This window comes from Pseudomonas sp. MBLB4136, assembly GCF_051904765.1.
Taxonomy (GTDB): Bacteria; Pseudomonadota; Gammaproteobacteria; order Pseudomonadales; family Pseudomonadaceae; genus Aquipseudomonas.
The window spans coordinates 2,533,492-2,550,744 of record NZ_CP196713.1 but is presented as its reverse complement, the minus strand read 5'-3'; the positions used below and the strand labels follow the sequence as shown (position 1 = coordinate 2,550,744).

The window sequence follows — 17,253 nt, the reverse complement described above, 5'->3', positions numbered from 1 at the left end:
GTTGCCGGTCATTCGGCAACCCCGCCTGCGTTTCAGCCCAGGCTGATGCCGCTGAGCATGGCCAGCAGCGGCTGCGGGTAGATGCCGATGGCGAACGCCAGCAGCGCCACGAACAGCAACATGATTCCGCCGGCGCGCTGGCCCCAGTTGAAGGGCGCGTCGTGGCGGTGCAGGTTGGGTTCGTTGAGGAACAGGGTGACCATCACCCGCAGGTAGTAGAACACCGCGATGGCGCTGCCCAGCACCAGGGCGCCGAGCAGCCACCACAGCTGCGCCTGCACGCCGGCGGCGATGATGTAGAACTTGCCGATGAAGCCGGCCGTGAGCGGAATGCCGGCCAGCGACAGCATCATCACCGTGAGCACCGCGGTGAGGTAGGGCCGGCGCCAGAACAACCCGCGGTACTCATACAGGGCGTCGGCATCGCGGCCGTTGTAGGGGGTCGACATCAGGGTGATCACGCCGAAGGCGCCCAGGGTGGTCAGCACGTAGGTGGCCAGGTAGACGCCGATGGCCTCCACCGCCAGGCCCTTGCTGGCCACCAGGGCCACCAGCAGGTAGCCGAAATGGGCAATCGAGGAATAGCCCAGCAGGCGTTTGAGGTTGCTCTGCAGCAGCGCCAGCAGGTTGCCGACCAGGATCGAGGCGATGGCGATCAGCGTCAGCAGGTCATTCAGCCAGCCGCCGGCGGTGGCCGGGGATATCTGGTACAGGCGCAGCAGCACGGCGAATACTGCGACCTTGCTGGCGGTCGCGAGAAACGCCGCCACCGGGGCCGGCGCACCCTCGTAGACATCCGGCGTCCACAGGTGGAAGGGCACCAGCGACAGTTTGAAGGCCAGGCCGACCAGCATCATGCCGATGCCGATCTGCACCAGCTGGCTACCGCCGGCGGCGAGGCTGGCGCCGATCTGGGCGAAACCGAGGCTGCCGGAATCGGCATAGAGCAGGGCCATGCCGAACAGCAGGAAGGCGCTGCCGGCCGCCGACAGCACCATGTACTTGATGCCGGCCTCCAGCGAACGCTTGTCGAAGAAGGCGTAGGCGACCAGGCCGTAGATCGGCACCGAGAGCAGCTCCAGGCCGATGAACAGCCCCGCCAGGTGCTGTGCGCCGGCCAGCACCAGGCCGCCCGCGGCCGACAGCAGCATCAGCAGGTACATCTCCTCGCGATTGCCCGGGTAGCCCTGGCGGCTGGTTTGTCCGGCGCCCAGGGTGGCCTCGCCCAGGTAGGCGTGGGTCAGGGTCACGCAGGCCAGGGTGGCAGCCAGTATCAGGGCCATGTAGTAGCAGGCGAAGCGGTCCACCAGCAGCAGCGGCGTCACCTGCAGTGGTGCAACCTCCAGCGCCGGGATGATCGCCAGCAGGGCTAGGTTCAGGCCGATTACCGACAGGACGAAGGTCAGGCTGTGGTTGCGTCTCCAGGCAATGGCCAGCATCACCACGATGAGCGTGGCGCTGGTCACCAGCAGTGGCAGCAGGGCGATGAGGTGTTGCAGGGTAAAGGGCATGTCGCTGCTTCCCATAGATCGCTTACCGAACCGAGGCGAATTGGCTGAGGCTGGTGCTGAACCACTGCTGCACGCCCTGCATGCTGGCCGCCGAGGTGTCGAGCACCGGCTGCGGGTAGATGCCGAGCAGCGTCAACAGCCCGGCCAGGCCCAGCACCATGCCCAGCTCGCGGGGCTTGAGTCCGAGCAGCGCGCCTTGCGCCTTGGCCGGGCCGAAGTAGGCGCGGTGGATCATGATCAGCGAATAGACCGAGCCGAACACCAGGCCGCTGGCGGCGAGGACGGTGACCCAGGGGGCGGCGGGGAAGGTGCCGACGAGGATGAGGAACTCGCCGACGAAGTTGCCGGTACCGGGCAGGCCCAGCGCCGCCGCGGCGAAGAACAGGCTCAGCGCGGGCAGCCAGGGCATACGCGCCCAGATGCCGCCCATCTCGCGCATGTCGCGGGTATGCAGGCGCTCGTAGAGCTGGCCGCAGAGAATGAACAGCGCGGCGGCGGACAGGCCGTGGGCGAGCATCTGCACCACCGCGCCCTGCAGGGCGATCTGGCTGCCCGAGTAGATGGCGATCAGCACGAAGCCCATGTGCGACACGCTGGAGTAGGCCACCAGGCGCTTGATGTCGGTCTGGGCGAAGGACAGCAGGGCGCCATAGACGATGGCGAACACGCCCAGGCCCATGGCCACCGGGGCGAACTCCGCCGAGGCGTTGGGAAACAGCGGCAGGGCGAAGCGGATCATGCCGTAGGCGGCGGTCTTCAGCAGGATGCCGGCCAGGTCCACGGAACCGGCGGTCGGCGCCTGAGCGTGGGCATCCGGCAGCCAGGAGTGGAAGGGCACCACCGGGAATTTCACGGCGAAGGCGATGAAGAAGCCGAGCATCAGCAGGAACTCGGTGCCCGGTTCCAGTTCGGTCTTCAGCAGGTCGGCGTAGTTGAAGGTCAGCACGCCGGTGCCGTTGAAGTGGACGAACACCAGGGCGAGGATCGCCACCAGCATGATCAGGCCGCTGGCCTGGGTGTAGATGAAGAACTTGGTGGCGGCGGTGATGCGGGTCTTGCCGGCGCTGCCGCTGTGACCCCAGAGCGCGATGAGGAAGTACATCGGCACCAGCATCATTTCCCAGAAGAAGAAGAACAGGAACAGGTCCATGGCCAGGAAGACCCCGACCACGCCGCCGAGAATCCACATCAGGTTGAGGTGGAAGAAGCCGACGCGGTTCTGGATCTCATGCCAGGAACAGAGCACCGAGAGTACGCCCAGCAGCCCGGTGAGGCTGATCATCAGCACCGAGAGGCCATCGAGCGCCAGGTGCAGGCTGATGCCCAGGCGCTCGATCCAAGGCAGCTGGAACTCGTAGGCCCAGCGCGGCTCGACGCCGGGCGCCGGGGCCAGGCTGAAATCGGCGCTGGACCACAGCCACAGGCTCAGGCCGAACAGCAGGGCCATGGTCAGCAGGGCGACCCAGCGCGGCAGCGTGTTGCCGAAACGCTCACCCAGCCAGCACAGCAGGCCGCCGATGAAGGGGATCAGGACTAGCCAGGGCAGAATCATGATGGGCGGGGTTCCTTTCGCAGTAGTTGCATGCTCGGGTCAGGCCAGCAACACGACGGTGAGTACCAGCACGGCACCGCCGACGATGGATGCCGCGTACCAGCGCAGCTGTCCGGTTTCGCTGCGGCTCAAGACGCCATGTCCACCACGGGCCAGGCGCGGCAGCACGCCGATGCTGGCGTCGATCGGGTCGCGCCCGAGCAGCCGGCAGGCCAGCAGATAGGGGCGCACGAACAGCTTGTCGTAGAGCCAGTCGAAGCCCCAGGCGGCGAACCACCAGGCGCCGAGCAGGCGCCCCGGCGCGCTGGTGGCAAGGGCGCCGACCAGGCGCCGCTGGCCAAGAAACAGCAGGGCAGCCAGCACGATGCCGGACAGGGCGATAAGGCCCGAGGCCAGCTCCAGGCTGTGCTTGGCCTCGCCACCGGCGTGGCCGACGCTCTGCGGCAACACCCCGGCCAGCGGTGGGCTGATCAGCGCGCCGATGAATGTCGAGAGCAGGATCAGCACCGACAAGGGCAACCAGTGGGCGACGCCATGGCCGGCGTGGGCCTCGACCTTGGCCTCGCCGTGGAAGGCGATGAAGATCAGGCGGAAGGTGTACAGCGAGGTGAGGAAGGCGCCGCCAAGCCCCGCCAGGAGCAAGCCGCGATGGCCACTGGCGAAGGCCTCCCAGAGGATCTCGTCCTTGGAGTAGAAGCCGGCGGTGATCAGCGGCAGGGCGGCCAGGGCGGCGCCGCCGACGAGGAAGCTGGCGTAGGCCAGCGGCAACTTCCGCCACAGGCCGCCCATCCTGAAGATGTTCTGCTCATGATGGCAGGCGTTGATCACGGCTCCGGAGGCGAGGAACAGCAGGGCCTTGAAGAAGGCGTGGGTCATCAGGTGGAAGATCGCGGCGCTCCAGGCGCCGACGCCCAGGGCGAGGAACATGTAGCCGATCTGGCTCATGGTCGAGTAGGCGAGGATGCGCTTGATGTCGGTCTGCACCAGGGCGGCAAAGCCCGCCAGCACCAGGGTCGCGCCGCCGACGATGCCGACCAGTTGGAGAACTTCCGGGGTCAGCAGGAACAGGCCATGGGTGCGGGCGATCAGGTAGACCCCCGCGGTGACCATGGTGGCGGCGTGGATCAGCGCGGAGACCGGGGTCGGGCCGGCCATGGCGTCGGCCAGCCAGGTCTGCAGCGGCAGCTGCGCCGACTTGCCCACCGCGCCGCCGAGCAGCATCAGGGTGGCGAGCCACAGCCAGGTGTCGCCGGCGACGTATTTCTGTGGCGCCAGTACCATCAGTTCCTGGATGTTCAGGGTGCCGAGCTGGAAGAACAGGATGAACAGGCCGATGGCCATGAACACATCGCCCACGCGGGTGACGATAAAGGCCTTGAGCGCCGCATTGCCGTTGGCCCTGTGCTTGAAGTAGAAGCCGATCAGCAGGTACGAGCACAGGCCCACACCTTCCCAGCCCAGATAAAGGAACAGCAGGTTATCGCCGAGCACCAGGAACAGCATGCTGGCGATGAACAGGTTGGTGTAGGCGAAGAAGCGCGAATAGCCTTCCTCGCCGCGCATGTACCAGCTGGCGAACAGGTGGATGAGAAAGCCGACCCCGGTGACCACGCCGAGCATGGTCAGCGACAGGCCGTCCAGGTACAGGGTGAAGCTGGGCGTGAAGCCGTCCACCGCCATCCATTGCCAGAGCAACTGGCTGTAGACACCGCCCGGCGGCGGCGCGCTGGCGAACTGCCAGATGATCCAGGCGGCGGTCAGGGCCGAGAGGCCGACCGAGCCGACACCGATCAGCGCCGCGGTATTCTCCGAGCAACGGCCTCGGCTGAAGGCCAGCGTCAGCCAGCCGAGCAACGGGAACAGGCAGGTCAGGAAGAGTAGGTTCATCCGCGCATCTCGCTGGCAGCGTCGATATCCAGGGTGTTGAAGCGGCGGTACAGCTGCAGCAGGATCGCCAGGCCGATGCTGGCCTCGGCCGCCGCCAGGCTGATCACCAGAATGAACATCACCTGGCCGTCGGGTTGTCCCCAGCGCGCGCCGGCGACCACGAAGGCCAGGGCAGCGGCGTTCATCATCACTTCCAGGCTCATCAGCACGAAGAGGATGTTGCGGCGCACCAGCAGGCCGACCAGGCCGAGGCTGAACAGCACGCCGGCCAGGGCCAGGCCATGTTCCATCGGAATCGCGTTCATGGGGTCGCATCCTTGGCTTCGTGGCGGCCGAGGTGATAGGCGGCCACCAGCGCCGCCAGCAGCAGCATCGAGGCCAGCTCGACGGCCAGCAGGTAGGGCCCGAACAGGCTGATGCCGACGGTCTTGGCATCCACCGTGACCTGGCCGATGGCGGCGCCGCTCGGCGCGGCGAGCAGCACGTAGAGCAGCTGGCCGAGCAGCAGGGCGCAAAGCAGGGCCGGGCCCAGCCAGATGCCGGGGGTGAGCCAGCGTCTTTCCTGCTCGACGGCGGCGGCGCCGAGGTTGAGCATCATCACCACGAAGACGAACAGCACCATGATGGCGCCGGCGTAGACGATGATCTCCAGGGCGCCGGCGAAGGGCGCACCGAGGCTGAAGAACACCATGGCAACCGCCAGCAGCGAGATGATCAGGTACAGCAGGGCATGTACCGGGTTGCTGCTGGTGATCACCCGCAAGGTCGCCATCACGGCGACCCCGGCGGCGAAGTAGAAAGCCAGTTCCATCTTTCCGTCCTTAAGGCAGCAGGTTTTTCACGTTGATCGGCTCGGCCTCGTTCTGCGCGGCGCCCTTCGGCTTGCCGGCGATGGCCATGCCGGCGACACGGTAGAAGTTGTAGTCGGGGTACTTGCCTGGGCCGGAGATCAGCAGGTCCTCCTTCTCGTACACCAGGTCCTGGCGCTTGAACTCGCCCATCTCGAAGTCCGGGGTCAGCTGGATGGCGGTGGTCGGGCAGGCCTCCTCGCACAGGCCGCAGAAGATGCAGCGCGAGAAGTTGATGCGAAAGAACTCCGGATACCAGCGGCCGTCCTGGGCCTCGGCCTTCTGCAGGGAGATGCAGCCGACCGGGCAGGCCACCGCGCACAGGTTGCACGCCACGCAGCGTTCCTCGCCGTCCGGGTCGCGGGTCAGGACGATGCGCCCGCGGTAGCGCGGCGGCAGGTACACCGCCTCCTCCGGGTACTGCAGGGTGTCGCGCCGGCGAAAGCCGTGGGCGAAGATCATCGCCAGGCTGCGCAGCTGGGTGAAGGTGCCGTGGATCACATGCCTGATGTAGTGGAACATGGTGGTCCTCCTTACTGGGCCGCGGCCAGCACCAGGGCGCCGGTCACCAGCAGGTTGAGCAGGGTCAGCGGCAGGCAGAACTTCCAGCTGAACGCCATGACCTGGTCGTAGCGCGGCCGTGGAATCGAGGCGCGCAGCAGGATGAAGAGCATGATGAAGAAGCAGGTCTTGGCGGCGAACCAGAAGAACGGGATCTGCGGCAGGAGGCCGAGCGGGCCGTGCCAGCCGCCGAAGAACAGGGTCACCAGCAGCGCCGAGATGGTGATGATGCCGATGTATTCGCCGACGAAGAACATGCCCCATTTCATCCCGGCGTACTCGATGTGGTAACCGTCGGCCAGTTCCTGCTCGGCTTCCGGCTGGTCGAAGGGATGGCGGTGGGTGACCGCGACGCCGGCGATGAAGAAGGTACAGAAGCCGAAGAACTGCGGAATGATGAACCACAGGTGCTGGGCCTGATAGTCGACGATATCGCGCAGGTTGAAGGAGCCTACCTGGGCCACCACGCCCATCAGCGCCAGGGCCAGGAACACCTCGTAGGACACCGTCTGCGCCGAGGCGCGCAGGGCGCCGAGCAGGGCGTACTTGTTGCTGCTCGACCAGCCGGCGAACAGCACGGCGTAGACCGACAGACCGGCCATGGCGAAGAAGAACAGGATGCCGATGTTCAGATCCGCCACGCCCCAGGTCGTGGTGATCGGGATGATGGCGAAGGCCATCAGCATGGCGCTCATGGCGATCAGCGGGGCCAGGGTGAAGATCACCTTGTCGGCGAAGGGCGGCGTCCAGTCTTCCTTGAAGAACATCTTGAGCATGTCCGCGGCGATCTGGAACATGCCGAATGGCCCGACGCGGTTGGGCCCGTAGCGGTCCTGCCACCAGCCGAGCAGGCGGCGTTCGACGAAGCTCAGCAGGGCGCCGCTGACCACCACCACGAGCAGGATGACCACGGCCTTGAGCACCGCCACCAGGATCTCAGTCGACTCGGGCGTCAGCCAGTTCATTGCCCGGCCTCCTGAATTGCCGTCACCACCGCGCCAGCGATCGATGGCGGAATTCCGGGCAGCCCCGCTGGCAGGCCGACCAGGCCGAGCGCCAGGTCGTTGCGCAGCTGCAGCGGCAGGCGCAGGGGCCGACCGTCGAGGCTCAGGCTGAGCAGGGCGCCGTCCGCCAGGCCCAGGCGCGTGGCCTCCTCGCGGGCCAGGGCCATGTAGGGGGCCGGGGCGCGGGCCTGAATCGGCGCGGCGAGGGCGGACGTCTCCTCGCTGCCGAACAGGTGGTGCAGGGGCACCGCCTGCAGCGTGCCCTGGGCCGGGGCGAAGGCGCTGCAGGGGAGGAACCAGGGCAGGGCAACGCCGGCGGCCTCGACCAGGCGCACGCCCGGATCGCCGGCGCGCAAGTGACCACCGACCTCGTCCTGGAACTTGTTCCAGGCCTGGGGCGAGTTCCAGCCGGGCGACCAGGCGAAGGGAATCTGCTGGCGGGTCTCGGCGGAGCCGGAGTAGCCCTCCATGGAGAAGGCGAAGGCGGAATCCTGGTCCTGGGGCTGGCGCGGCTCGTGCACGCTGATATTGGCGCGCATCGCCGTGCGGCCACTGTAGCGATGGGGTTCGCGCGACAGCTTGAGCCCCTTGATGCGAAAGCTGGCGTCCGGCGCGGCGTCGCGAATGCCGGCCAGTGCCGGGACGCTGGCGGCGCAGGCCGCGGTGACCTGATCGAGCAAGGTCCAGTCGACTGCCTGGCCCTGCAGGGTGCTGTGCAGGGCATGCAGCCAGCGCCAGCCTTCGCGCACCAGGTTGTCGCCGTCGTGGTAGGTGGGATCGAAGACCTGGAAGAAGCGCTGGGCGCGGCCCTCCTGGCTGACCAGGGTGCCGTCGCCCTCGGCGAAGCTGGCGGCGGGCAGCAGCAGGTGGGCCTTGGCGGCGGTCGGCGTCCACTGGTGATCGGCGACTATCACCACCCGGGCGGCGGCCAGGGCGGCGTCGACCCGGGCGGCGTCGGCGCGGCGGTAGAGGTCGTTCTCCAGCACCACCAGGGCGTCGGCCTCGCCGCTGGTCAGGGCCTGCAGCGCGGCGTCCAGCGACTGGCTGCACAGGGCCTCGCCCTGCAGCAGGGCCAGGCCCATGCTGTTGGCTTCCGGCACCACCAGGCTGATGGAGCCGTTTTTCTCGCGGTTCTTCAGGGCGCTGGCGATATTGGCGGCGGCCTCGATCAGCGCCCGGCTGCCCAGCGAGGCGCCGGCAACGATCAGCGGGCGCTCGGCCGCCAGCAGGGCCTCGGCGATGCGCCGGGCCAGTGCGGCGGCTTCGGCGTCTAGGCCGGCCACGGCCGGGGCGCTCGGGTCGATGGCGTGCGCCACGGCGAAGCCGAGGCGGGCCAGGTCGGCCGGTGCGGCCTGCACACATTCGCGGGCGACATCATCCAGTCGCGTGCTGCAGACGTTGGCGATGAACAGCGGGCTCAGCGCATCCTGCGCGACGTTCTGCACCGCGGCCATGTGCCAGTCCTGGATCTTCATCGTGGCGGCCATCTGCCTGGCCCGGCCCCTGACCGTCTGGCGCAGCGCCAGGGCCAGGCGTGCGGAGGTCTGAGTCAGGTCCTCGCCGAGGACGAATACCGCGTCGTGGGCTTCCACCTCGCGCAGGGTCGGCACCGGCAACGGGCCGTTCTGCAGCACCTCGCGGATCAGCTGCAGCAGTTGCAGTTCGCCAGCGTCCACGCCGGCGTAGAACTGCTCGGCGCCGACCAGCTGGCGCAGGGCGAAGTTGCTCTCCAGGCTGGCGCGGGGCGAGCCGATGCCGATCACCCTGCGCTTCTTCAGCAGCGCGGCGGCCTGGTCGAGGGCCGAGTCCAGGCTCATCTTCATCTGGCTCAGCACCATCAGCGGCTGGCGCGGGCGGTCCTGGCGGTTGACGTAACCGTAGCCGAAACGGCCGCGGTCGCAGAGGAAGTACTGGTTCACCGAGCCGTTGAAGCGGTTCTCGATGCGGCGGATCTCGCCGTAGCGCTCGCCGGGGCTGATGTTGCAGCCGGCGGCGCAGCCGTGGCAGATGCTCGGGGCGAACTGCATGTCCCACTTGCGGTTGTAGCGCTCGGAGTGGGTCTTGTCGGTGAACACGCCGGTCGGGCAGACCTCGACCAGGTTGCCGGCGAACTCGCTTTCCAGGGTACCGTCCTCGACCCGCCCGAAATAGACGTTGTCGTGGGCGCCGTAGACGCCCAGGTCGGTGCCGCCGGCATAGTCCTTGTAGTAGCGCACGCAGCGGTAGCAGGCGATGCAGCGGTTCATCTCGTGGGCGATGAAGGGACCCAGTTCCTGATTGTGGTGGGTGCGCTTGGTGAAACGATAGCGCCGTGCGCTGTGCCCGGTCATCACCGTCATGTCCTGCAGGTGGCAGTGGCCGCCTTCCTCGCATACCGGGCAGTCGTGGGGGTGGTTGGTCATCAGCCACTCCACGACGCTGGCGCGGAACTGCCGCGCTTCTTCATCCTCAATGGAAATCCAGGTGTTGTCGCTGGCCGGGGTCATGCACGACATCACCAGGCGGCCGCGGCTGTCGTTCTCGTCGTTGTACTGCTTGACCGCGCACTGGCGGCAGGCGCCGACGCTGCCGAGGGCGGGATGCCAGCAGAAGTACGGGATGTCGAGCCCCAGGGACAGGCAGGCCTGCAGCAGGTTGTCAGCGCCGTCGACTTGCAGATCTTTGCCGTCTACGTGGATAGTGGCCATGGTCTCGTGTCTTCTCACCCACCGCAGCGGGCTTGGCTAAGGACGTCACGGTTTGTCGCGGGGCCAGGTGAGTGGCCGGCGCGACGCAATAGCTTCATGCCGGGGCAAGCTGCGCGCTGCCTGCCGGCGTGTTCTGGCCGGCAATGCCGGCCTCGAACTCAGTACGGAAATACTTCAGGGCACTGGCCAGCGGCTCGACGGCTCCCGGCGCGTGGGCACAGAAGGTCTTGCCGGGGCCGAGGAAGTTGCACAGCTGCTCCAGGGTCTCGAGGTCGCCCGGTTGCCCCTCGCCGCGCTCCAGGGCGCGCAGCAGCTTGACGCTCCAGGGCAGGCCGTCGCGGCAGGGGGTGCACCAGCCGCAGGACTCGCGGGAGAAGAACTCCTCCAGATTGCGCAGCAGCGACAGCATGCTCACGCTGTCGTCCACCGCCAGTGCCAGCCCGGTGCCCATGCGGGTACCGACCTTGGCGATGCCGCCGGCGTACATCGCCGCATCCAGGTGTTCCGGCAGCAGGAAGCCGGTGCCGGCGCCGCCGGGTTGCCAGCATTTCATGCGGTAGCCGTCACGCATGCCGCCGGCGTAGTCCTCGAACAGCTCGCGGGCGCTGATGCCGAAGGGCAGTTCCCACACCCCCGGATGCTTCACCTTGCCGGAGAAGCCCATTAGCTTGCTGCCGTGGTCCTCGCTGCCCGGGCGGGCCAGGCCCTTGTACCAGTCGACGCCGTTGCCGATGATCGCCGGCACGTTGCACAGGGTCTCGACGTTATTGACGCAGGTGGGCTTGCCCCAGACGCCGACCGCGGCCGGGAAGGGCGGCTTGGCGCGCGGGTTGGCGCGACGCCCCTCCAGGGAGTTGATCAGCGCGGTTTCCTCGCCGCAGATGTAGCGCCCGGCGCCGGTGTGCACGAACAGCTCGAAGGAGAAATCGCTGCCCAGGATGTTCCGGCCCAGCAGGCCGGCGGCCTTGGCTTCGGCCACGGCGCGCTCGAGGATGTGCGCCGCGTCGACATACTCGCCGCGCAGGAAGATGTAGCCGCGGTAGGCCTTGAGCGCGCGCGCGCTGATCAGCATGCCCTCGATCAGCAGGTGCGGCAGCTGCTCCATGAGCAGGCGGTCCTTCCAGGTGTTGGGTTCCATCTCGTCCGCGTTGCACAGCAGGTAGCGGATGTTCAGCGACTCGTCGGTGGGCATCAGCCCCCACTTCACCCCGGTGGGGAAGCCGGCGCCGCCGCGGCCCTTGAGCCCGGACTCCTTGACCGTCTGTACGATGTCGGCCGGGGCCATCTCGCCCAGCGCCTTGCGCGCGGCGGCGTAGCCGTTCTTGCGCTGATACTCGTCGAGCCACACCGGCTGGGCGTCGTCGCGCAGGCGCCAGGTCAGCGGGTGGCTCGCTTCAGGGCGGGCGATGCGATTGGCCGGGCCGGTCGAGGCCAGCAGCTTGGCGTTCATGCATAGCCCTCCAGCAGTTTGGCGACGGACTCGGGCTGCACATCGCCGAAGGTGTCGTCGTCGATCATCAGCGTCGGCGCCTTGTCGCAGTTGCCCAGGCAGCACACCGGCAGCAGGGTGAAGCGGCCGTCGGCGCTGGTCTGGCCGAGGCCGATGCCCAGTTGTTGTTGAATACTAGACAGCAGCGACTCATGGCCGCCGATAAAGCAGGTCATGCTGTCGCACACACGAATGATGTGCCGCCCCACCGGCTGGCGGAAAATCTGGCTGTAGAAGGTGGCCACGCCTTCCACGTCGCTGGCCGGAATGCCGAGGACCGCGCCTATGGCCTCGGCCGCGCCGTCGGGCACCCAGCCGCGCGCTTTCTGCACGATCTTCAGCGCCTCGATGGAGGCCGCCCGCGGGTCCTCGTAGTGGTGCATCTCCTGCTCGATGGCCGCGCGCTCGCTGGCGCTGAGGGCGAAACGGTCGGTTTGGATCAGGTCGCTCTGGCTCATATCAGCGGTCCACATCGGCCATGACGAAGTCGATACTGCCCAGGTAGGCGATCAGGTCCGCCACCATGCTGCCGCGGATCACCGCGGGAATCTGCTGCAGGTGGGGGAAGCTCGGGGTGCGAATCCGCGTGCGGTAGCTCATGGTGCTGCCGTCGCTGGTCAGGTAGTAGCTGTTGACGCCCTTGGTCGCCTCGATCATCTGCAGGGACTCGCCGGCCGGCATCACCGGCCCCCAGGAGACCTGCAGGAAGTGGGTGATCAGCGTCTCGATGTGCTGCAGGGTGCGCTCCTTCGGCGGCGGCGTGGTCAGCGGGTGATCGGCCTTGTAGGGCCCAGCCGGCATGTTCTTCAGGCACTGCTCGATGATCCGCACGCTCTGGCGCATCTCTTCGACCCGCACGATGCAGCGGTCATAGGCGTCGCCGTTCTGGGCCAGCGGGATCTCGAACTCGAAGTGCTCGTAGCCCGAGTAGGGGCGGGCCTTGCGCAGGTCGAAGTCGAGCCCGGTGGAGCGCAGCCCGGCGCCGGTGACGCCCCATTCGAGGGCCTCCCGGGTGTTGTACTGGGCCACGCCAATGGTCCGGCCGCGCAGGATGCTGTTGTGCAGGGCGGCCTTCTCGTACTCGTCCAGGCGCTTGGGCAGCCAGTCGACGAATTCCCTGACCAGGCCGTCCCAGCCCCTGGGCAGGTCGTGGGCGACGCCGCCGATGCGGTACCAGGCCGGGTGCATGCGGAAGCCGGTGATGGCCTCGATCACCCTGTAGGCACGCTGGCGGTCGGTGAAGGTGAAGAACACCGGCGTCATGGCGCCGACGTCCTGGATATAGGTGCCGAGGAACAGCAGGTGGCTGGTGATGCGGAAGAACTCGGCCAGCATCACCCGGATGAAGTCGACCCGGTCCGGCACCTTGATCCCGGCCAGCTTCTCCACGGCGAGGACGTAGGGCAGGTTGTTCATCACCCCACCGAGGTAGTCGATACGGTCGGTGTAGGGAATGAAGCTGTGCCAGGACTGGCGTTCGGCCATCTTTTCCGCGCCGCGGTGGTGATATCCGATATCCGGCACGCAATCGACGATTTCCTCGCCGTCGAGCTGCAGGATGATGCGGAAGGCGCCATGGGCCGAGGGGTGATTGGGCCCGAGGTTGAGGAACATGTAGTCCTCGTGCTCGCCATGGCGCTGCATGCCCCAGTCCTCGGGCCTGAAGCGCGCGGCTTCCTCCTCTAGCTGTTGTTTCGCCTGGGTGAGACTGAAGGGGTCGAACTCGGTGGCGCGCGCCGGGTAGTCCTTGCGCAACGGATGACCTTCCCAGGTCGGCGGCATCATGATGCGGCTGAGATGGGGGTGGCCACGGAAGCTGATGCCGAACAGGTCCCAGACTTCCCGCTCGTACCAGTTGGCGTTCGGCCAGATCGAGGTGGCGGTCGGCAGGTCGAGATCGTCCTCGGCCAGCGCCACCTTGACCATCAGGTCACTGTTCCGCTCGATCGACAGCAGCTGGTAGAACACCGTGAAGTCCGCCTGTGGCAAGCCGCGGCGCTGGGTACGCAGGCGTTCGTCGACGGCGTGCAGGTCGTAGAGCATGACGTAGGGGCGCGGCAGCTTGCGCAGAAAGCCGAGCACCTCGATCAGCTTGTCGCGCGGCACCCACACCACCGGCATGCCGGTGCGAGTCGCCTGCAGCGTCAGGTCATCGACGCCGAAGCGCGCTTGCAGCTCGGCGACGACGTCTTGAATGTCGGCCTGGTAGGGCGGAGGTGACAGGGCGCTGTCTGCAGTCATGGTCTCGGTCGCTATCGGTCAAGCCAAGGAAAGAGCCGGTTCGGCGGGCACAGGCCCGCCGGATTCAAACGTCGTCGGGGCTGCGCAGATTGGTCACGGCGATGCGCTGGGCACGTCGCTGCTCTCTCTGCGAGGGCATCTCGGCTCGGTACACGCCCTGGTCGCCGACTACCCAGGACAGCGGCCGGCGCTCCTGGCCGATGGACTCCTGCAGCAGCATCAGGCCCTGCAGAAAGGCCTCGGGACGGGGCGGGCAGCCGGGCACATAGACGTCGACCGGGAGGAACTTGTCCACGCCCTGGACCACGGAATAGATGTCGTACATGCCCCCGGAGTTGGCACAGGAGCCCATGGAAATGACCCACTTGGGCTCCAGCATCTGCTCATACAGACGCTGGATGACGGGCGCCATCTTGATGAAGCAGGTGCCGGCGATGACCATGAAATCGGCCTGGCGGGGCGAGGCGCGAATGACCTCGGCGCCGAAGCGGGCGATGTCATGGGGGGCGGTGAAGGCCGTGGTCATTTCCACGTAGCAGCAGGACAGGCCGAAGTTGTAGGGCCACAGGGAGTTCTTGCGCCCCCAGTTCACCGCCCCATTGAGCACCTCTTCGAGCTTGCCCATGAAGATGTTCTTGTGAACCTGGTCGTCCAGCAGCGGATCGGAGACGTTCCCCCGCTGACCGATCGGATACTGCTCGTTGGGCGCATCCGGGTCGACCCGAGTAAGTTTGTACTGCATCGCCAAAACCTCATCGTCTTAGCTTTGCCTGCCGTTCGCGACGTCCCGCGGGCGCCCAGTCGAGTGCCCCTATTCGCCAAAGATAGACAAGGCCGGCCAACAGAATCGCTATGAAAACAGTCGCTTCGATGAAACCGGCCCAGCCGCTTTCGCGAACGGAAACGGCCCAGGCGAAGAGGAAGAGGGCTTCGACGTCGAAGATCACGAAGAGCATCGCGACCAGATAGAACTTCGCCGAGAGACGCAGGCGGGCGCTGCCGGTGGGCAACATGCCGGCTTCGAAGGGTTCGTTCTTGCTGCGTCCCCAAGCCTTGCCGCCCAGCAGGCTGGAAAGGCCGAGCATGAACGCGCAGAGGCCGGCGATGCCGAGGAGAAACACGCCCAGCGCCCAGTTGTGGGACAAAATGATGCTTGCTTCCGACATGCCGGTACCCCCAGAGAAAGGAACGGCGTTCATACGCAGGTTGAGCAGCGGTCTTGTTGTCAGTCAAAAATCCCAGCCAATGGGCCAAGGGTAGTTGCTTTCTGCCGGCTTTGCCTGCCAGGGGGATTTTCTTGGCTGATAGCTGGCGGCGATCCAGCGAGTGGGCGGAGCGGCGATCGCCCCTGATGCAGGAGGACTCCGGGGTGCGATGACCGGACGGTCATCGCGGGTGGCGAAGGGTGGCTCAGAGCAGGCGCCGGCCGTCCTCGCGGGTAATCACCAGGGTGGACGAGCGCGGCCGCTTGCCGGGACCGTCCGGCCAGGTGCTGAGCAGCTTGTCGGCAGTCGAGCCTTCGCCGGGGTGCTGGATGTTGACGAACAGCGTGCGGAAGTCCGGGGTGGCGCTGATGCCGGTGACCTCGGCGCCCTGCGGGCCGACCAGGAAGCGCTTCATTTCGCCGCTTTCCGGATCGGCGACGAGCATCTGGTTGTTGCCGAAGGGACCGCTGTGCAACTGGCTGCCGCTCATGTCGGTCTGGATCCACAGGCGACCTTCCGGGTCGAACCACAGGCCGTCCGGGCTGGCCAGCAGGTTGTCGGCGCCCAGTGGCTGGCCGTTGGGCCCGACACTGTCGTTTTCCGGACCGGCGAGCAGGAACAGGTCCCAGGAGAAGCGCCGTCCGGCCGAGTTCCAGCTGCGCTCTCGCCAGCGGATGATATGGCCATAGGCATTGGCCGGGCGGGGGTTGGCGGCGTCCGTTTCACTGCGCGACTTGTTGTTGGTCAGGGTGAAATACACCTCGCCGTTGTCCGGGTTGACCGCCCCCCACTCGGGACGGTCCATCTTGGTGGCGCCGACGATGTCGGCCGCCAGGCGCGTGTTGATCAGCACCTCGCCCTGGTCGGCGAAGCTTACGCCGGCGGCCAGGCAGGCCCTCTGGAAGTGCTTGTCGTGGATATCCAGGGCCAGCCACTTGCCCTTGCCGTTGCCATCGAAGCGGGCGACGTAGAGTGTGCCGTCATCGAGCAGGCTGCCATCGCTGCGACCGGGGCGGTACTTGTGGCGGCTGACGTACTTGTAGATGTACTCGTTCTGCGAGTCGTCGCCGGAGTAGCACACCACCGGCCGGCCCGGCTTGACCGGGGCGAACACCAGGCCCTCGTGGGCGAAGCGACCCAGGGCGGTGCGCTTGACCGGCGCCGACTCGGGCGCGAAGGGGTCGATCTCGACAATCCAGCCGAAGTGATTCGGTTCGTTGCGGTAGTCGCCTTCGGCGCTAGCTGCCTTGCGGGTTGCATCGAAGCGCTCGAACTCATCGCCGGCCAGGGTCTCCCAGCCGTAGCGGCTGCTGTCACGCAAGCCGTAGCGGCTCAGCTCACGCGGCAGTTCGGTGTCGCTGGAGGCGAAGTAGCCGGCCCAGTTCTCCTCGCATGTGAGGTAGGTGCCCCAGGGGGTGTAGCCGTTGGCGCAGTTGTTCTGGGTGCCACGGGTGGCCGTGCCGTCCGGGCTGTAGCGGGTCCGCAACAGGGCGTGGCCACGGGCGGGACCGTGGATCTGCATCGGCGTGGCGGCGGTGATACGCCGGTTGCGCGCGCTCGGCAGGACCTCCCAGTCGCCTTGCGGGTTGCGGCGGATTTCCACGACAGAGACGCCATGGGCGTTGATTTCCTTGCGCACCTCTTCGGCGCTGATCCGCTTGCCGTCGACGACGGTCGGGCCCTTGGGGTGGATCAGCCCGACGTCGATGTATTCGTGGTTGAGCACCAGCAGGCCGTGCTCGCTGTCGCGACCGGGGCCGCGCTGGGCATCGATAGGAAAGAAGTGCATGCCATCGTGGTGCATGCCGGTCTGCTGCGCCTGATCTTCGGCGCTGTTGCTGGCATCCTCGAGAAATGCCGGGTAACTGCCGGTGATGGGGGTGCCCCAGGGAATGAACGGGCTGGCCTTGTAGCCATCCGGAACGCTGATGTCATCGCCGCGGCTGACGGCCACGGCGCTGAACGGCAGCTTGCTGCGCCGCCTGAATGGCGGCGTCGATTGTGGCTGGCCGGCCGCTGGTGCGGCGCTACTGATGCCCGGCACGGCGGCGCCGAAGAAGGCCAGGGCACCGAGCGCTGCGCCACCGGCGAGGACCTGCCGGCGCGCGAGACGCGTCTCGATCAGTTGGTTGAAGTGCGGGTTGCTGGAGTGGTTGCTGGGCAGCTCATCGCCATTACCGAACAGCACGCTGTTGTCATCTTCCTGGCGCATGGAGGCTCCTTGGGGCTAATCGACGGAGCCAAGAAGCTAACCAAGGAAAACGACGG

General features: G+C 67.0%; 14 protein-coding genes. All 14 read right to left on the bottom strand.

The genetic code is table 11. From position 1 onward, the window contains the following. Positions 1 to 32: 32 nt before the first annotated feature. Positions 33 to 1,511 (bottom strand): NADH-quinone oxidoreductase subunit NuoN, encoded by a 1,479-nt coding sequence (nuoN, locus tag ACSX1D_RS11630; RefSeq protein WP_439858676.1) that lies wholly within the window; start codon positions 1,509 to 1,511, stop codon positions 33 to 35. A gap of 22 nt (positions 1,512 to 1,533) precedes the next feature. Continuing rightward, a complete protein-coding gene (nuoM, locus tag ACSX1D_RS11625; RefSeq protein ID WP_439858675.1) occupies positions 1,534 to 3,063 on the bottom strand; it encodes an NADH-quinone oxidoreductase subunit M in 1,530 nt (509 codons plus the stop codon). 39 nt (positions 3,064 to 3,102) lie between these two features. Further along, positions 3,103 to 4,950, bottom strand: coding sequence for an NADH-quinone oxidoreductase subunit L (gene nuoL / locus ACSX1D_RS11620; protein WP_439858674.1), 1,848 nt, complete (start codon positions 4,948 to 4,950; stop codon positions 3,103 to 3,105). Then, the gene (nuoK, locus tag ACSX1D_RS11615; protein ID WP_439858673.1) at positions 4,947 to 5,255 is read right to left on the bottom strand and encodes an NADH-quinone oxidoreductase subunit NuoK; all 309 of its coding nucleotides are present in this window, start codon (positions 5,253 to 5,255) and stop codon (positions 4,947 to 4,949) included. Before nuoK ends, nuoL begins: the two co-directional genes overlap by 4 nt. After that, positions 5,252 to 5,761, bottom strand: a complete 510-nt coding sequence (gene nuoJ, locus ACSX1D_RS11610; protein ID WP_439858672.1) for an NADH-quinone oxidoreductase subunit J — start codon at positions 5,759 to 5,761, stop codon at positions 5,252 to 5,254. Before nuoJ ends, nuoK begins: the two co-directional genes overlap by 4 nt. Positions 5,762 to 5,771: 10 nt before the next feature. After that, the gene (gene nuoI, locus ACSX1D_RS11605) at positions 5,772 to 6,320 is read right to left on the bottom strand and encodes an NADH-quinone oxidoreductase subunit NuoI (protein WP_439858671.1); all 549 of its coding nucleotides are present in this window, start codon (positions 6,318 to 6,320) and stop codon (positions 5,772 to 5,774) included. Between the two features lie 11 nt (positions 6,321 to 6,331). Continuing rightward, entirely contained in the window at positions 6,332 to 7,324 is a 993-nt protein-coding gene (gene nuoH, locus ACSX1D_RS11600) for an NADH-quinone oxidoreductase subunit NuoH (protein ID WP_439858670.1), read from the bottom strand. Continuing rightward, complete coding sequence (nuoG, locus tag ACSX1D_RS11595) at positions 7,321 to 10,050, bottom strand: NADH-quinone oxidoreductase subunit NuoG (RefSeq protein WP_439858669.1); 2,730 nt, start codon at positions 10,048 to 10,050, stop codon at positions 7,321 to 7,323. The genes nuoH and nuoG overlap by 4 nt, the downstream gene beginning before the upstream one ends. A gap of 94 nt (positions 10,051 to 10,144) precedes the next feature. Beyond that, complete coding sequence (nuoF, locus tag ACSX1D_RS11590; protein ID WP_439858668.1) at positions 10,145 to 11,500, bottom strand: NADH-quinone oxidoreductase subunit NuoF; 1,356 nt, start codon at positions 11,498 to 11,500, stop codon at positions 10,145 to 10,147. Continuing rightward, positions 11,497 to 11,997, bottom strand: a complete 501-nt coding sequence (gene nuoE, locus ACSX1D_RS11585; RefSeq protein ID WP_439858667.1) for an NADH-quinone oxidoreductase subunit NuoE — start codon at positions 11,995 to 11,997, stop codon at positions 11,497 to 11,499. The genes nuoF and nuoE overlap by 4 nt, the downstream gene beginning before the upstream one ends. 1 nt (position 11,998) lies before the next feature. Further along, positions 11,999 to 13,780 carry an NADH-quinone oxidoreductase subunit C/D gene (gene nuoC, locus ACSX1D_RS11580; protein ID WP_439858666.1) on the bottom strand — a complete coding sequence of 594 codons (1,782 nt, stop codon included), beginning with the start codon at positions 13,778 to 13,780 and terminating at the stop codon, positions 11,999 to 12,001. 64 nt (positions 13,781 to 13,844) lie between these two features. Then, positions 13,845 to 14,522 (bottom strand): NADH-quinone oxidoreductase subunit B, encoded by a 678-nt coding sequence (locus ACSX1D_RS11575; RefSeq protein ID WP_439858665.1) that lies wholly within the window; start codon positions 14,520 to 14,522, stop codon positions 13,845 to 13,847. Between the two features lie 10 nt (positions 14,523 to 14,532). Next, complete coding sequence (locus tag ACSX1D_RS11570; RefSeq protein WP_439858664.1) at positions 14,533 to 14,946, bottom strand: NADH-quinone oxidoreductase subunit A; 414 nt, start codon at positions 14,944 to 14,946, stop codon at positions 14,533 to 14,535. A gap of 244 nt (positions 14,947 to 15,190) precedes the next feature. Next, complete coding sequence (locus tag ACSX1D_RS11565; RefSeq protein WP_439858663.1) at positions 15,191 to 17,197, bottom strand: PhoX family protein; 2,007 nt, start codon at positions 17,195 to 17,197, stop codon at positions 15,191 to 15,193. Between the last annotated feature and the right edge of the window lie 56 nt (positions 17,198 to 17,253).

Excerpts from the sequence above, each read along its gene's own strand:
- nuoN (WP_439858676.1), bottom strand. The coding sequence starts at position 1,511 with ATGCCCTTTACCCTGCAACACCTCATCGCCCTGCTGCCACTGCTGGTG.
- nuoM (WP_439858675.1), bottom strand. The coding sequence starts at position 3,063 with ATGATTCTGCCCTGGCTAGTCCTGATCCCCTTCATCGGCGGCCTGCTG.
- nuoL (WP_439858674.1), bottom strand. The coding sequence starts at position 4,950 with ATGAACCTACTCTTCCTGACCTGCCTGTTCCCGTTGCTCGGCTGGCTG.
- nuoK (WP_439858673.1), bottom strand. The coding sequence starts at position 5,255 with ATGAACGCGATTCCGATGGAACATGGCCTGGCCCTGGCCGGCGTGCTG.
- nuoJ (WP_439858672.1), bottom strand. The coding sequence starts at position 5,761 with ATGGAACTGGCTTTCTACTTCGCCGCCGGGGTCGCCGTGATGGCGACC.
- nuoI (WP_439858671.1), bottom strand. The coding sequence starts at position 6,320 with ATGTTCCACTACATCAGGCATGTGATCCACGGCACCTTCACCCAGCTG.
- nuoH (WP_439858670.1), bottom strand. The coding sequence starts at position 7,324 with ATGAACTGGCTGACGCCCGAGTCGACTGAGATCCTGGTGGCGGTGCTC.
- nuoG (WP_439858669.1), bottom strand. The coding sequence starts at position 10,050 with ATGGCCACTATCCACGTAGACGGCAAAGATCTGCAAGTCGACGGCGCT.
- nuoF (WP_439858668.1), bottom strand. The coding sequence starts at position 11,500 with ATGAACGCCAAGCTGCTGGCCTCGACCGGCCCGGCCAATCGCATCGCC.
- nuoE (WP_439858667.1), bottom strand. The coding sequence starts at position 11,997 with ATGAGCCAGAGCGACCTGATCCAAACCGACCGTTTCGCCCTCAGCGCC.
- nuoC (WP_439858666.1), bottom strand. The coding sequence starts at position 13,780 with ATGACTGCAGACAGCGCCCTGTCACCTCCGCCCTACCAGGCCGACATT.
- ACSX1D_RS11575 (WP_439858665.1), bottom strand. The coding sequence starts at position 14,522 with ATGCAGTACAAACTTACTCGGGTCGACCCGGATGCGCCCAACGAGCAG.
- ACSX1D_RS11570 (WP_439858664.1), bottom strand. The coding sequence starts at position 14,946 with ATGTCGGAAGCAAGCATCATTTTGTCCCACAACTGGGCGCTGGGCGTG.
- ACSX1D_RS11565 (WP_439858663.1), bottom strand. The coding sequence starts at position 17,197 with ATGCGCCAGGAAGATGACAACAGCGTGCTGTTCGGTAATGGCGATGAG.